Below are 14,135 nucleotides of genomic sequence, written 5' to 3'. Positions count from 1 at the left end.
GAGCCGCCATCACCCAGGCGACACCCCAAGCCCCGAGCTGTCTTGCGGGCCGCATCCGAAAGCCCGCCCCGGCGACACAAGCCCCCGGGGCGGGACGTGGAATCAGGGCGCGGGCGAATACAACCCGGCGGAGGACAGCGAGCCGCTGGGGCCCAGGCCTCCCGACACCAGCACGCGGCCAGAGCCCACCAGCGTCACCACGCCCGCGCTGGTGAGCGCCGAGGGCAGCGTTCCGGCGCTGTGCCATTGGCCGCTGGCCGGGTCATACACCTCGGCCGAGGCCAACAAGCCCACGGTGCCCCCTCCGTCACCCCCCAACACCAGCACGCGGCCGGAGGGCAGCAGCGCGGACATCGGTCCGTAGCGGGAGTGCTGCATGGACGTGAGCGAGGTCCAGGTGCCCGTCGCCGGGTCGTAGAGCTCAGCCGTGGCGAGCGCCCCCCGCGCGCCCCAGCCTCCGGCCACCAGCACCTTGCCCGACGGCAGCGCCACCGCCGTGTGGCCATAACGCGGCCCGGACAGAGAGCCGGTGAGCGTCCACTGCCCCGTGGACACGTCATAGAGCTCCGCCGAGGACGTGTCTCCATCCTGCGTGTTGCCTCCCACCACCAGGACCTTGCCGGACGGCAGCGACGTCGCGGTGTGGTACTGCCGACGGCGGCTCATCACCCCGGTGGCGGTCCACGTCCCGGTCGCCACGTCATACAGCTCCGCGGTGGCCAGCATGCCAGAGAAGCTGGAGCTCATCCGGCCTCCCGCCACCAGGACCTTGCCGTTGGGCAGCAGCGTCGCGGTGTGGCGCGCACGCGGCGCAGCCAGCGCCCCCGTGGAACTCCACGTGCCCGTGGTCGCGTCATAGAGCTCCGCCGAGGGAAGATAGCTGGACGACGTGCTCTGGCCTCCCGCTGCCAGCACCTTGCCATTGGGCAGCAGCGTCGCGGTGTGGAGATAGCGCGCGGTGAGCAGCGTGCCCGTCTGCAGCCAGTGGCCCGTGGCCTCGGAGTAGCGCTCCGCACCCGTCAATGCCGTGCTGCCATTCGCGGTGCCACCCGCCGCGAGGACCTCGCCCGAAGACAACACCGTCAAGGAATGGTGGTACCGCGCGGACAGCATGGCATTGGCCGCGCGCCAGGGCAGCGTGGGTGGGACGTAGCGCTCGGCGGAAGCGGTGCGCAGGACGCCGTCCGGACTTCCGCCCGCGACCAGCACCTCCCCCGTCCCCAGCAGCGCGGCGGTGTGGCCCAGCCGGCTGGTGCCCATCGAAACCGTGGAGGTCCAGAGCGCGTTGACAGGGTCATACAATGCAGCGCTCTGGAGGTAGGGCTCGCTGCCGTCCGTGCCACCGGTGATGAACACCTCGCCGGAGTGCAGCACCGTCGCGGTGTGGTGCGCGCGCTCGACGGGCATCAGGCCCCCCGCGGAACCCCAGACACCGGTCTCCGCGGTGTACAGCTCCGCGCTGCGCGTCGCGGTGATGTCATCCACCAGCCCGCCGGACACCAGCACCTTGCCATTCAGCAGCGCCGTCGAAGCATGCCCCGTGCGCGGCGAGCTCATGGAGGCGGTGGAGGACCAGGTCCCCGTGGCGGGGTCATAGAGCTCCGCAGTCCGGAGGACGGTGCCCCACGAACTGGAGCGCCCGCCCGACACCAGCACCTTTCCATTGGGCAGCAGCGTCGCCGCGTGTCCCATGCGCGGGGCGGTCATGCTGTGGGTGGCGCTCCAGGTCCCTGTGTCGGCGTCATACAGACGCGCCGTCCTCAACGCGGTTCCCGTGCCGTCTTCTCCGCCCATCACCATCACTTTGCCGTCGAGCAGCAACGTGGCGGTGTGTCCCGAGCGAAGGGAGTCCAGGCTGCCGGTGGAAGACCAGGTCCCGGTGGCCACGTCGTACAGCTCCGCGGTGCCGGTGGTCGCGGCGGCGACGTCACCGCCCACCACCAGCACCTTTCCATTGGGCAGCAACGTCGCGGTGTGACGCCGGCGGATGACATTCATGCTCCCCGCGCTGAGCCACCGCGCGGTCGCCACGTCGTATTGCTCGGCGCTCGTGGAGGACTGGCCACCGGCGACCAGCACGCGGCCATTGGGCAGCACCGTGGCCGTATGGTCCAGCCGCTGAGTGGACATGCTGGGGGTGCCTACCCAACTGACGGAAGCGAGCTCGGCGTCCTGGGTCCATGGCGCATGCAGCGCGTCTGCAAAATCCTCGTGTGAGCATCCTGCGAACACGAGCGTCATCAAGAGCGCGGCCTTCCGGCCGAACCCAACAGGTTCAAACATAGGTGGGGGTCCTTTGTGTGACGGGGGGATGCGCGGCGGGACCGCGCTCGGCGCCTTTACCCCAGCCCTGCACGGGCGGACCATCGCACCACCCAAAACTGAACACATCAATACGTGGGGCCTTGGGCACCCACCCGTGCGGGGTAAAGCCAGAGGCCGCCGCGCCAGGCCATGCAATTCAAGCAACCACAGAATTGCTCGTCAGGCGAACGACGACCGCCTCCTTCACGTCCTCCCGGCCTGTTGCGGAGGGCGCAGCGGCGACAAACGCGCGGCACAGGTGATAATGCAAACTAATCTCAAAATGAAAAGATGAATCATCCAGCGCTCCGTGACGCGCCCGGCGCCGCTGTCGAACCGAGGAGCGCCGTGGCATATCCGCCGGAACGTCCCTCGGTTTTCGCGGTCACGTTTCGGAGAACCTCCCATGCGCCGTTTCCATCGCCCGCTCGTCGCGGCACTGTTCGCCTCCGGTCTGGCTACCGCTGCTCCCTCCGCTGCTTTCGAGCTGAAGCATGAGACTGGCACGCTGAGCGTGCCCGCCACGCCGTCTCGCCTCGCCGTCTATGACCTCGGCGTGCTCGACACGCTGAACGCGCTCGGCATCCGTGCCGTGGCCGTGCCGAAGGCCACCTTCCCGGCCACGCTGTCCGCCTACAACAGCAATGGCGTGCCCCAGGCCGGCAGCCTGTTCGAGCCCGATACCAAGGCCCTCGCGGAGCTGAAGCCGGACCTCATCGTGGTGGGTGGGCGCTCGCGGAAGCAGGCCGAGGCCCTGAGCGCGCTCGCGCCCACCGTGAACCTGTCCGTTCGCGCCGACCACTTCGTGGAGGACGTGACGGGCCAGACGCTGGCGCTGGGCAAGGCCTTCGGCAAGCAGAAGGAAGCCGACACGCTGGTGAAGAACTTCGAGAAGGAGCGGGCGGCGCTGAAGAAGCTGACGGGCGGCAAGTCCGCCGTGATGCTCTTCACCCTGAATGGCAACGTCATGGTGCACGCGCCCGGCGACCGCTTCGGTTATCTCCACGAGCTGACGGGATTCAACGCCGTGGTCCCGAAGGCGGAGGGCAGCAACGACGGCCCGCGCCCGCCGGCAGGGTCGCCTGAAGCGAAGGCCCGTCAGGAAGCCGCGGCTGCCCTGCTGAAGAAGGCCGTGGCCGCCAACCCGGAGTGGCTGGTGGTGCTGGACCGCGGCGCCGCGACCGGCGGGGGTGAGAACAAGGCCCTGGAGACGCTGGCCAGGCACCCGGAGCTCAGCCAGACCCGCGCCTTCAAGCAGGGCCGGGTCATCGTGGTGGACGCCCCGAGTTGGTACATCGTCGGTGGCGGTATCGCGAACGTCACCCGAATCATCCAGGACACGACCCGCGGCCTGAAGAAGTAGGCCCCCAGCGGTCATCCTCTCCCCGGAGCGGCGCGCGTCACCGCGCTGGGGAGAGGCGTTTCATGCCCGCGTCAGCTGCTCGCCGACGTGTACCGTCGGATGGAGCGCAGCCACACCTGACGTGAGCCCCAGGCGAAGAGCCCCGCGCCCACCACCGCGCCCACGAGCGACTGGGGCGGCAGCCGTCCCAGCATGGCCTGCGCCGGGAAGGTCGTCATCAGCGCCAGCGGGATGACGTACGTGAACACCATCGTCAGCACGCCGCGCCCCACGCCCTGGAACACGGAGGACGGCCAGCGCGCGAAGTCGAAGATGGAGGTGAACAGGTACGTCAGGTTGTCCACCCGCACGACGAAGAACGCCGCGCTCACCGTCAGAATCCACAGCGAGTAGAGCAAGAGCGTGCTCGTCCCCAGCAGCAGCACGGAGGCCAGCAGCCCCGTCACCGACGGCCACCGCCCCAGGTGCAGGAAGGCGTAGACGAACAGCCCGATTCCCGTCAGCACGTTGAAGGCCCGCCACGGCTGGAAGCGCTGCGTGGACACCAGGAACTGCGCGTCCGCCGGCTTGAGCAGCACGAAGTCCAACGTGCCCTTGCGGATGTGCTCCACCACCCCCGTGAGGCTGGGGTTGATGGCGCCCTCCAGGATGCCCTGGAGCAGCGTGAACCAGCCCACCACGAGCAGCGCCTCGCCGAAACTCCAGCCCTCGATGTTGGGCCGCTCACCGTAGACGACGAACAGCGGCGCCAGCGCCGTGAAGGTCCAGAAGAGGGACGTCAGCCCCTCCGTGAAGAAGTCCGCGCGGTACTGCAAGGAGAGCAGCCCCGACGCCTTGAGTTGAATGCCCAGCAGCCGCAGATAGCGCTTCACCTTCACTTCAGCCCCCGAACGCCGCGAAGCGCCGCACGCCCTGCTTCCACGTCACCGCCGCCAACGCCCCCAGCACCGCCACCCAGGCCCACTGGGCCGCCAGGAGCCGCAGGGACTCCTCCCAGCCATAGACCCCCGTCAGCATCTCCACCGGGACGCCAATCTGATAGCGGAAGGGCAACCAGTCGATGATGGTGCGCAGCGTGGGCGGCAGCAGCTCCACCGGGTACATGTAGCCGGAGCACACGAAGAAGAGCACCAGCCACACCTCCAGCACCTTCTGGCTGCTCTCCAGGAAGAAGCACAGCGCGCCAATGGCCACGTTGGCCAGGAAGGCCACGGCCCAGCCGCCAATCACCGACAGCACGACGAAGCCCCACTGCCACGCGTGCTGGGGCACCGCCTTCTGCCCCACCAGCGCCACGCTCAGCAGCATCACCGGCACCGCGACCATCAATCGCATGGGGAAGGCGGCGATGCTCTCCACCGCGTAGGCCCACAGGGGGGAGATGGGGCGCAGCAGGCGCATGGCCAGCGTCCCCTGCTTCACCTCCCAGTTGATGAGCCACGCCGCCCACGACGTGGCCAGCTGCCGCACCGCGAAGGTGGCCAGGAAGTAGCTGATGAAGTCCGCCTCGCCGAAGCGGCCCACGGGCGCCTCGCGCGACACCGCCATCCACAGCACCATGTTGACCAGCGGCATGGTGGTGGACAGCACCCAGATGAGCATCTCCGCGCGGTAGGCCACCGCCTCCGCGAACCCCACCCGCAGCAGCGTGGGAAAGGCGCGCAGTGTGGTCCGGGCGCTCATGCGGGCACCGGTTCCGACACCGCCGTCCGGCGCGCCTTCGACTCCGCGAACAGCTCGCTCATCACCTCTTCCAGCGGCGCGTTCTCCACCGTGAGGTCCATCACCGGCAACGTGGACAGCGCGCGGGTGATGGTGGCGTTGACCGCCTCCTGCTGGACCTGGAGCACCGCGGTGCCGGGCTCGTGCGTCACCACCCGGCCCAGCGGCGACAGGCGCTCGGCGTCCACTTCCTCCGACAGGCGCAGCACCACGCGCTTCTCCGGCCGCACCCGCTGCACCAGCGCGTCCAGGCCGCCGTCGTATGACAGGAGGCCCTTGTCGATGACGATGACACGGGGGCACAGCGCCGCCACGTCGTCCATGTAGTGGCTGGTGAGGATGAGCGTGGCGCCGTACTTCTCGTTGTACTCCTTGATGAACGTCCGCATGGTGGCCTGCATGGCCACGTCCAGGCCGATGGTCGGCTCGTCCAGGAAGAGCACCCGGGGCTGGTGGATGAGCGCCGCGGCCAGCTCGCACTTCATCCGCTCCCCCAGCGACAGCTGACGGGTGGGCTTGCCGATGAGGTCCCCGATTTCCAGGAGCTCAATCAGGTCCGACATCGTCTTCTTGTACTGGGCCTGGGGCACGTCGTAGATGGCGCGGTTGAGTTCGAACGTCTCCGCCGGAGGCAGGTCCCACAGGAGCTGCTGTTTCTGCCCCATGACGAGCATGATTTTCTTGAGGAAGGCCTCCTCCCGCTTCTGCGGGACATGGCCGTCCACCGTCACCTCGCCGTCGGAGGGATAGAGCAGGCCGGAGAGGACCTTGAGCGTCGTCGTCTTCCCGGCGCCATTGGGGCCCAGGAAGCCCACCCGCTCCCCGGGGCGGATGTCGAAGGAAATCCCGTCCACGGCCTTCACCGTGGTGTAGCTACGGTGGACGAGTGAGCGGAGGGCAGCCTTCAAGCCCGGCGGGCGCTTATGGACTTTGTAGTGCTTGCGAAGGCCGCGAACGGAAATCATGTGCGACCAGGGTTTAACGCGCTCTCCCCCTCCATGGCGATCTCGCCGTTGAAGGCTTGGCGGGACGACAATGGGTTGGCAACGGCCGCGGCGGGACGCGGCCTCACAGGTGAAGGCTGGGTTCGATGAGCAACGCATACAGCAAGGACCTGGAGCGATGGATGCCGCGGCTCATCGCCGTCTGGCGCGCGTCACGCGGCCGGGGCGGTGGCGCCGGGCCGGAGACGCGCCTGACGCCCCAGGAGGTGAAGGAGGTGGCCGCGGGTGTCCGCCAGCTCTCCCTGGGCCTCACGCGGGAGCGGCAGCTCGCCGGCGCGCGGTACATGGACGACCCGAAGCTCCTGGGCGCCTATCTCCTCTTCTACTGGCCGGTGTCCTATGCGCAGGCCCGGCAGGTGCTCGGCGAGCTGCCGAACCGCCCCCGGCAGGTGCTGGACCTGGGCAGCGGTCCGGGCCCGGTGGCCTTCGCCGCCCTGGACGCGGGCGGGGGCCAGGTCACCGCCGCCGACCGCAGCAAGGCCGCCCTCACCCTGGCGCGAAACCTGGCCGCCGAGGCCGGTGAGGCCCTGTCCACCCGCGACTGGGACCCGACGAAGAAGGGCGCCACGCTGCCCGACGGCCAGTTCGACCTGATTACGATGGGCCACGTCGTCAACGAGCTGTACGGCACGGGGGACGCGGCCACGGCCCCCCGCGCCGCGCTGCTGGAGACGATTCTGGCGAAGGTGAAGCGCGGCGGCAGCCTGCTGGTGATGGAGCCCGCGCTGCGCGAGACGAGCCGCGGCCTGCTGCACGTGCGCGACGCCATGGTGGCCAAGGGCTACGCCGTCCGCGCGCCCTGCATGTACCGCGGCCCCTGCCCCGCCCTGGTGAAGGAGACGGACTGGTGCCACGCCGAGCGCGCCTGGCCCATGCCTCGCGTGGTGGAGGAGCTGGCGCGCGCGGCGAGCCTGCACAAGGAATCGCTGAAGATGAGCTACCTGGTGCTGGCCCCCAAGGACGAGGCGTGGCCGGAGCTGACGCCCGGGCGGCTGTTCCGCATCGTCTCCGAGCCCCTGGAGGGCAAGGGCCGGCACCGCTACATCGGCTGTGGCCCCGAGGGCCGCGTGGGCCTGGCGATGCAGGAGCGCCACCGCAACGAGCGCAACGAGCGCTTCCTCAAGCTGAACCGGGGCGACGTCATCTCCGTGACGGAGACGGAGCCCAAGGGTGACGGGCTCGCGCTCGACGAGCGCACCGAGGTGCGGGTGGTGGCTCCCGCGGGCAAGGGCGTGCCGCCCCCGCCTCCGAAGGAGGACGCGCCTTCGAGCCCGGGAACCGGCCCGCGCCCGGGCGCGCCCTCCTGAGTGAAGCACCCGGCCCCTGACTCCCCGGGGCCGGAGGACGCATGGCCTGGCTCAGTGCCGGGCCTGGGCATCGCCTCCCGTGAGGATGTCGCACATGTGGCGGAAGGCCTTCACGCCGTCCTTCATGGCGCCCACCGCGCCCTGCGCGAGGACGGTGGCCTGCACGCGGACGAGCCGCAGCCGGCGCGGCGCGGGCGTGTGAGGCGAAGTCGCAGGATGGATGAGCGAAGCGAGGTTCATGGCGTGCTCCGGGGGGTGTGGGAGACAACCGGCAGTCTCCACCCCGTCCGCGAAGCCCACGTTGCGGCGCGGTGAACTCGCCGCCACATCGTCCGTGGCCTGCCTGACAGAGCGCCCTCCGGGCAGGAGGTCCGCCGCACACTCCAGACGCCCTGCCACCCGCGGACGGAAGGCCCCCGGCGGGGCCCCTGGTAGGGTCAGCCGCTCCCACCGCTACGGAAGGCCTGCCCGTGTCCGTGTCCCACCGTCCGCTGCGTTCGCTGTACCCGCCCCTGGAGCCCTACCGCACCGGACGCCTGCGCGTCTCCGGTGGGCATGAGGTGTACTTCGAGGAGAGCGGCAATCCAGAGGGCAAGCCGGTGCTCTTCGTCCACGGGGGGCCCGGCGGAGGAACGGACCCGCGACAGCGCCGCTTCTTCGACCCGGCCGCGTACCGCATCATCCTGTTCGACCAGCGCGGCTGCGGACGCAGCACCCCGCACGCGAGCCTGGAGGAGAACACCACCTGGAACCTGGTGGCCGACATGGAGCGGCTGCGCGAGTTCCTGGACATCTCCCGGTGGCAGCTCTTCGGCGGCTCATGGGGCAGCACCCTGTCCCTGGCCTATGCCCAGACACATCCCGAGCGCGTCTCGGAGCTGGTGCTGCGCGGCATCTTCCTGCTCCGCAAGCAGGAGATTGACTGGTTCTATCAGCGAGGCGCCAGCGCCCTCTTCCCGGACGCGTGGGAGTACTACCTGGAGCCCATTCCGCTCGAGGAGCGTGGGGACCTGCTGGCGGCCTACCACCGCCGGCTGATGGGCTCCGACGTGAAGGCGCAGCAGGAGGCCGCGCGCGCGTGGAGCGTGTGGGAAGGACGCACCAGTTGCCTGTACCCCAACGCGGAGCTGGTGGCGCGCAACAGCGGGGACGCCTTCGCGCTCGCCTTCGCCCGCATCGAATGCCACTACTTCGTCAACCGGGGCTTCCTGCGCAGCGACACCCAGTTGCTCGACGACGTGCACCGCATCCGCAACATCCCCGCCGTCATCGTCCAGGGGCGCTATGACGTGGTGTGCCCCCCAGAGAGCGCCTGGGCCCTGCACAAGGCGTGGCCGGAGGCGGAGTTCGTCATGGTGTCCGACGCGGGGCACTCCGCGAACGAGCCGGGCAACACCTCCGCGCTGGTGGATGCCACGGACCGCTTCCGCGGGCGCTAGCGCCTGCTCACGTCAGCGCCTGAATCGCCGCCGTGTCGCGCTCCGCGTCCACGCGGCGGAAATAGAGGATGACCCACAGGCCCACCAGCGCGGCCACCGTCACCATGGCTTCGCCCGCGAACGCCCCTGCCTGCTGTCCCCACGCCGCGTTGGCCAGCTTCCCCACCACCACCGTCAGCGCGTTGAAGACGGCGTGGGCGCCCACCGCGAGCCAGTACCACTTCACCTCGCCACGGATGAAGCGCTGGAGCACCACCACCGACAGCGCGATGTGCACCACCATGGAGCCCAGCCGCTCGTAGGCCCCCAGCAGCGGCATCCACCAGTCCAGCGCGGCGATGGTCGCCTTGGCTTCCACCACCTGCGCCACCTGCTCCGGCTTCAGCGGCAAGGTGGAGGGGTCCAACCTGGACAGGGCGATGACGTTGACGAGCCCCAGCGCCGCCAGCCCGCCCACCAGCAGCGCCGACTCCAGGCCGCCGTGGCCCACGCCGAAGCCCACCGCGTCGCGCCAGCGGCGGAAGTCCTTCAGCGGCTTGCGGAAGGCCCACAGCCGCGCCGTCTCCTCGAAGAGGCCCGCGGTGAGGGACAGCACGACAATCCAGACGCCCAGCAGCACCGAGGACGTCTTCAGCGCGTCGCGCATGAAGTACTGCGCCACCTGCACCATGGGCAGCCGGGTGAGCAACTGCGACAGCGCGAACGCCGCCGCGCCCCAGCCCACCACCTTCCAGGCCACGCCCAGCCGCCGGCGCGCCCACAGCACCATGCCCACCGGCATCAGCACGTCGAAGGCGATGGCCACCGCGTAGCTGGCGACCAGCCTCGTATCCACAGCATCCACGCGGTCTCCCTCCGCCAGGAGGCACAGGCCCCGGCTCCCGGCCTCGAAGACACCAGCGAAGCGCCGCCCGAATCCAGGGGAAAGTGCCAGTCTTCAAGACCTGGCGGCCTTGACCCGAAAACAGGCGGAGCCGCTCTCTGCGGGCGACGCCCGTTACATGCAATCGATGGTCATCCGCGACAGTGCCCCAGCTCGGTCCGCGCGTCCGCCGTCTCCTGGACATAGGCCTTGCGCCACACGGACAGCTCCTCCCAGGCGCGGCGGGCCTCTCCGCAGGCCTCTTCCACCGCGCCCGTCAACCGAAGCGCCCGCGCGAGCCGGCGGCGCAGCCTGGGAACGCGGGCGGAGACCACCTGCCGGGCCGTGAGGTCCGCCAGCGCGGTCCGCAGCGGCGCCAGGGCCTCGGCGGGCTGACCTCGCGCGAGATGGACGTCCCCTAGGAGCAGCAGCGCCTCCATGCGCTCGGACGACGACGGCCCCAAATCTCTCTCCATGACCACGAGCGCCTGCTCGATGTGAAGGCGTGCCTCGTCCACCTGCCCCAGGAAGAGCAGCGCATCCGACAGGTAGCGCAGCGACGTGCCATCCAGCTCCCCCTTGTCGGCCAGGGGCCGCTGGAGCGAGACACCGCGAGCGTGGAAGCCACGGGCCTCGCCCGGACGCCCCAGCAGACGCAGCAGCCGGCCCACCTCGTGCGCATCCAGCGCCACCTCCGGATGGGTGGCGCCATAGGCACGCTCCCGATGCGCCAGGAGGCCTCGGGCATACTCCAGCTCCGGCAAGCGCTCGCCCTGCTCGCCCAGCACCCCCAGCCGATTCGACTTCACCCCTATCAACACCGGGCTGTCGGCGGCCACGCTCTTGAGCGCCACGGCCCAGCTCTCCTCCGCGGCCTCCCGCGCCTGGGCCGCATGCCCCCACTCGACGTAGACGAGGGTCAGGTTGGACAAGGTCCGGGCCACCGACAGGTTCTCCGAACCCAGCGTCTGGCGAAGGATGCCCAGCGCCCGCTTGAGGACGGCCTCGGCGCTCGACAGCTCCCCCAGGAGGGCCAACGTGCCCCCCAGGTTCGACAGGGCCCGTCCCGTGTCCCGGTGCGCCGGCCCGAAGTGCTTCTCACGGACGCGCAGCGCCTCCTCCTGCCAACGCTTCGCCTCCAGCAACCGTCCCTGTTGCTGGGCCAGCAATCCCAACCGGCCGTTCAGCTCCGCGTGCGTGTACGACTGGCCCCGGGCGCTGGCGGTTTCCAACAAGGCACGGAGCAGCGACTCGGCCTCCGAGAAGCGGCCCTCCTGCTCCAGGAGCTCCGCCTGCACCTGGTCCAGCAGGGTGTCCAGCTCGGCGTCTCGCAGCGTCTCCGCCAGGGCCCGGGCGCGATGGAGGAAGGGCCACGCCTCCTGGGGCCGTCCCATTCCGTACCCATGCAGCCAGGCCTGGAAGTGCAGCACCCGCGCGAGCACGCCCAGATGCCGCCCTGCCTCGGCCGCCAGAGCGCCCTGGACCAGGGACTCGCGCGCGTCCTCGATGGCCCCCGCGTCCTCCTGCAATCGCGAGCAGAGATGATGTGCCTCGGCTTCCAGCGGCCGATGATGGGTGGCGAGCGCGCGCTCCCGGGCGGCAAGCGCGATTCGCAGGCCCTCGGGGGTATGCCCCGCGAGCCGCTTCGCGTTCGCCCGCGCGAGCTCCGCGCGCACCGCCTCCACCTCCGCGCGCGCCGTCGGGTCCTCCGGCGGAGACACGGCCTCCTGCAACGTGCGCACGTCCGCGCACCCGCCCACGCCTCCGAGCGAGGCCCCCAGCCCGAAGCCCCGCTCCACCGTCCGCGCGTCCGCCCCCTGGAGCGCCGCCGTCAGCCGCGACAGCTCTCCCAACCGCTGGTCCAGGCACGTCATCCGCAGCCCCAGCGCCGCTTCCGACTGCTCGCCGAAGACACGCGTCGCCTCGCACGCGGACTGATGCGCGCGCGTCCAGTCCTGCGTCCACTGCTCCAGCGTGGAGGCCACGGCCTGGAACGAGGCCTCGGCCGCGGGGTCTCCCGTCCTCAGGAAGGCCTGACGCGTGGACTCACGCACGGGCGCGTCCCAGATGCCCTCGAGGTGCCGTTCACTGCCCTGGCAGACTTCGCTCGGCGCCGCCGCGGAAGGCCCCAGCACGAGGAACCCCAGGCCCACCAGTCCTCCCGCGAGCACCGCCGTGGCCGCGCTGCGCTTCCAGGCCCCCACCTGCCGCGCGAGGCGGGCTCGCAGCACCTGCATGGACTCGAAGCGCCGCGACGGGTCCACGGAGAGGCCCCGCCGCACCACGGCCTTGAGCCACGAGGGCACGCCCCGCTGCTCCGGACGCACCTCCTGGCGCTGCATGGACGCCAGGAGCTCCTCGCGCGTGGCACCCGCGAAGGGCCGCTGCCCGTTGAGCGCCTCGTAGAGCGCGACGCAGAAGGCGAACTGGTCCGAACGGGCATCCCCCCGCTCTCCGCGAAGCTGCTCCGGCGCGCCATAGGCGGGCGTCCCCAGGAACGTGCCGGTGACGGTGAGTGGCGCGTCGCCGGAGTCGATGGCCAAATCCTCCCGAGGCGGCCCCAGTCCCACCGCGGCGTTGGCCAGGCCAAAGTCGGTGATGCGCACCTGGCCGTCGCGCGTCAGCAGGACGTTGTCGGGCTTGAAGTCGCGGTGGATGATGCCCAGCGCGTGCGTGGCCGCGAGCCCATCCGCCGCCTGGGTGAAGCGCGCCAGGATTTCCCGGCGCGTGCGCGGCGTCTCCGCCAGCCACCGCCGGAGCGTGCCGCCCTCGACGAGTTCCATCACCAGGAAGAGCTGTCCCTGGAACTCGCCCACGTCATGCAACTGGGCGACATGGGGATGCGACAGGCGGGCCATCGTGCGGGCCTCGCGCTCCAATCGCTGACGCGCCTGGGCCAGCGAGTCCTCCCCGAGCCTCGCGAGGTTCAGCAGCTTCAGCGCCACCTTCCGGTCCAGCTCCGGGTCATAGGCGGCGTGGACGCGCCCCATGCCACCTTCGCCGAGCAGCCCGAGCACCACGTACCGTCCCACCCGCGCACCGGAGACGAGCAGCCCCGTGTCGACCAACGGGGGAGGATTCTCCAGCCCCCCCAGCGCGGCGAGCACGCTCCGGCACTCCGAGCAGCCGGAGACATGCTGGCGCACCGTCGTCATGCCCTCGGGGTCCAACGCGCCGTTCGCGAACCCCGACAGTGCGTTCTCATCCGGGCAGCTCACTCGCGCCCCTCCAGCAGGCCGGAGAGGCTCAAGTCCAACCGTCCATGGATGGCGCGCATCACGCTGTCCACTTCCGGCTCGGGCAACGACAGGCGTTCAGCGAGTGCGCGCCGCGTCCGTTTCTCCAGCAGTGACTGCACCGCGCTGAGCCGGCGTGAGAGGGTGGACTTGTGCAGGTCGAACAGGGCGCCCATGCGCTCCAGGGAGAGGCGCTCCACGAAGTGGAGCCGCAGCAACTCCCGGTCCTCATCATCCAGCGAGGCCACCGCCCGGACGAAGGCCGCGCGCACATGCCCCCGCGCCTCCTCCCGCACGAAGCCCAGCTCCAGGCCGCCCGGCGCGGGGTGTGCAGCGAGCACCTCGGCCTCCACGTGGGACTCTTCTCCCAGCGCCTTGCGCATCCGCAGCGCGAGCCGCGTCGCGGAGATGCTCACCCAGTGCAGCAGCGGGCCCGCGCCCGCGTACCCGAGCAACCGGGACGGAGCCTCCGCGCGAGGCATCAGGAGGTTGGCCCGGAGCGCTTGCAACACCTCGTCCGTGAACGCCGGCGAGGGGTGGATGCGCGCCAGGGAGACGCGCAGCTTGAGGAGGACCTCCTGCTCCAGGAGCGCACGGGCCGCTGGCAGTCCCTGCGCGCAGGAGAGCGCGAGCGCGACGTCCCTGGCATGCAGCCGCTCCAGCGCGAGCACCGGGTCCACCGCTCGCGAAAGCAGCGCCCCCAGGTGTTGAGCGAAGGCCCTGGACTCAGGCGCGGCGGCTTGGAGGGCCGCGGCCAGGGAGACGGCGCGGTCCACGGCCTCCCTGGCACTCGGCGCCGCACGGAGGCGAGCGGAGGACGGCTCGCCAGCAGCCTGCAACACCCACTCGAAGAACTCCGCGTTCGCCCCATGCATCCCAAGCGCTCCTGACATCACGC

At 70.5% G+C, this 14,135-nt stretch carries 11 protein-coding genes; 3 read left to right on the top strand and 8 right to left on the bottom strand.

Translation table 11 applies throughout. The features are described 5' to 3' along the window. Window positions 1–102: 102 nt before the first annotated feature. Window positions 103–2,130: a Kelch repeat-containing protein gene (locus tag BLU09_RS26165; protein WP_244172030.1), complete on the bottom strand. Its 2,028-nt coding sequence runs from the start codon at window positions 2,128–2,130 to the stop codon at window positions 103–105. 580 nt (window positions 2,131–2,710) lie between these two features. Between BLU09_RS26165 and BLU09_RS26160 the strand changes: the two genes are divergently transcribed. Continuing rightward, window positions 2,711–3,667 carry a siderophore ABC transporter substrate-binding protein gene (locus tag BLU09_RS26160; protein ID WP_090492214.1) on the top strand — a complete coding sequence of 319 codons (957 nt, stop codon included), beginning with the start codon at window positions 2,711–2,713 and terminating at the stop codon, window positions 3,665–3,667. A gap of 71 nt (window positions 3,668–3,738) precedes the next feature. Here the strand turns inward: BLU09_RS26160 and BLU09_RS26155 are convergent, their stop codons facing one another. Genes BLU09_RS26155 through BLU09_RS26145 form a run of 3 tightly spaced genes read right to left on the bottom strand, consistent with a single transcriptional unit; the run spans window position 3,739 to window position 6,354 of the window. Further along, a complete protein-coding gene (locus BLU09_RS26155; protein ID WP_090492213.1) occupies window positions 3,739–4,545 on the bottom strand; it encodes an ABC transporter permease in 807 nt (268 codons plus the stop codon). 1 nt (window position 4,546) lies between these two features. Continuing rightward, entirely contained in the window at window positions 4,547–5,350 is an 804-nt protein-coding gene (locus BLU09_RS26150; RefSeq protein WP_090492212.1) for an ABC transporter permease, read from the bottom strand. Then, window positions 5,347–6,354, bottom strand: coding sequence for an ABC transporter ATP-binding protein (locus tag BLU09_RS26145; RefSeq protein ID WP_090492211.1), 1,008 nt, complete (start codon window positions 6,352–6,354; stop codon window positions 5,347–5,349). Before BLU09_RS26145 ends, BLU09_RS26150 begins: the two co-directional genes overlap by 4 nt. A 125-nt stretch (window positions 6,355–6,479) precedes the next feature. Here BLU09_RS26145 and BLU09_RS26140 point away from each other — a divergent pair, with 125 nt between their 5' ends. Further along, on the top strand, window positions 6,480–7,700 hold the full coding sequence (locus BLU09_RS26140; RefSeq protein ID WP_090492210.1) for a small ribosomal subunit Rsm22 family protein: 1,221 nt from the start codon (window positions 6,480–6,482) through the stop codon (window positions 7,698–7,700). 51 nt (window positions 7,701–7,751) lie between these two features. Here the strand turns inward: BLU09_RS26140 and BLU09_RS26135 are convergent, their stop codons facing one another. Further along, complete coding sequence (locus BLU09_RS26135; RefSeq protein ID WP_090492209.1) at window positions 7,752–7,940, bottom strand: hypothetical protein; 189 nt, start codon at window positions 7,938–7,940, stop codon at window positions 7,752–7,754. 230 nt (window positions 7,941–8,170) lie between these two features. On the opposite strand from BLU09_RS26135, the gene pip reads away from it, so the two are divergent. Continuing rightward, window positions 8,171–9,139: a prolyl aminopeptidase gene (gene pip / locus BLU09_RS26130; RefSeq protein WP_090492208.1), complete on the top strand. Its 969-nt coding sequence runs from the start codon at window positions 8,171–8,173 to the stop codon at window positions 9,137–9,139. A gap of 7 nt (window positions 9,140–9,146) precedes the next feature. Here pip and BLU09_RS26125 read toward each other — a convergent pair whose 3' ends face one another. From BLU09_RS26125 to BLU09_RS26115, 3 genes are all read right to left on the bottom strand, one after another. Beyond that, window positions 9,147–9,983 carry a YhfC family intramembrane metalloprotease gene (locus BLU09_RS26125; RefSeq protein WP_090492207.1) on the bottom strand — a complete coding sequence of 279 codons (837 nt, stop codon included), beginning with the start codon at window positions 9,981–9,983 and terminating at the stop codon, window positions 9,147–9,149. A gap of 170 nt (window positions 9,984–10,153) precedes the next feature. Beyond that, a complete protein-coding gene (locus BLU09_RS26120; RefSeq protein ID WP_090492206.1) occupies window positions 10,154–13,219 on the bottom strand; it encodes a serine/threonine-protein kinase in 3,066 nt (1,021 codons plus the stop codon). After that, on the bottom strand, window positions 13,216–14,112 hold the full coding sequence (locus tag BLU09_RS26115) for a transcriptional regulator (protein WP_090492205.1): 897 nt from the start codon (window positions 14,110–14,112) through the stop codon (window positions 13,216–13,218). The genes BLU09_RS26120 and BLU09_RS26115 overlap by 4 nt, the downstream gene beginning before the upstream one ends. Window positions 14,113–14,135 lie beyond the last annotated feature (23 nt).

The organism is Myxococcus virescens (genome assembly GCF_900101905.1).
Lineage (GTDB): Bacteria > Myxococcota > Myxococcia > Myxococcales > Myxococcaceae > Myxococcus > Myxococcus virescens.
This window is presented reverse-complemented; position numbering and strand designations above follow the sequence as displayed.

Excerpts from the sequence above, each read along its gene's own strand:
- BLU09_RS26145 (WP_090492211.1), bottom strand. The coding sequence starts at position 6,354 with ATGATTTCCGTTCGCGGCCTTCGCAAGCACTACAAAGTCCATAAGCGC.
- BLU09_RS26135 (WP_090492209.1), bottom strand. The coding sequence starts at position 7,940 with ATGAACCTCGCTTCGCTCATCCATCCTGCGACTTCGCCTCACACGCCC.
- BLU09_RS26140 (WP_090492210.1), top strand. The coding sequence starts at position 6,480 with ATGAGCAACGCATACAGCAAGGACCTGGAGCGATGGATGCCGCGGCTC.
- BLU09_RS26115 (WP_090492205.1), bottom strand. The coding sequence starts at position 14,112 with ATGCATGGGGCGAACGCGGAGTTCTTCGAGTGGGTGTTGCAGGCTGCT.
- BLU09_RS26160 (WP_090492214.1), top strand. The coding sequence starts at position 2,711 with ATGCGCCGTTTCCATCGCCCGCTCGTCGCGGCACTGTTCGCCTCCGGT.
- BLU09_RS26165 (WP_244172030.1), bottom strand. The coding sequence starts at position 2,130 with ATGTCCACTCAGCGGCTGGACCATACGGCCACGGTGCTGCCCAATGGC.
- BLU09_RS26150 (WP_090492212.1), bottom strand. The coding sequence starts at position 5,350 with ATGAGCGCCCGGACCACACTGCGCGCCTTTCCCACGCTGCTGCGGGTG.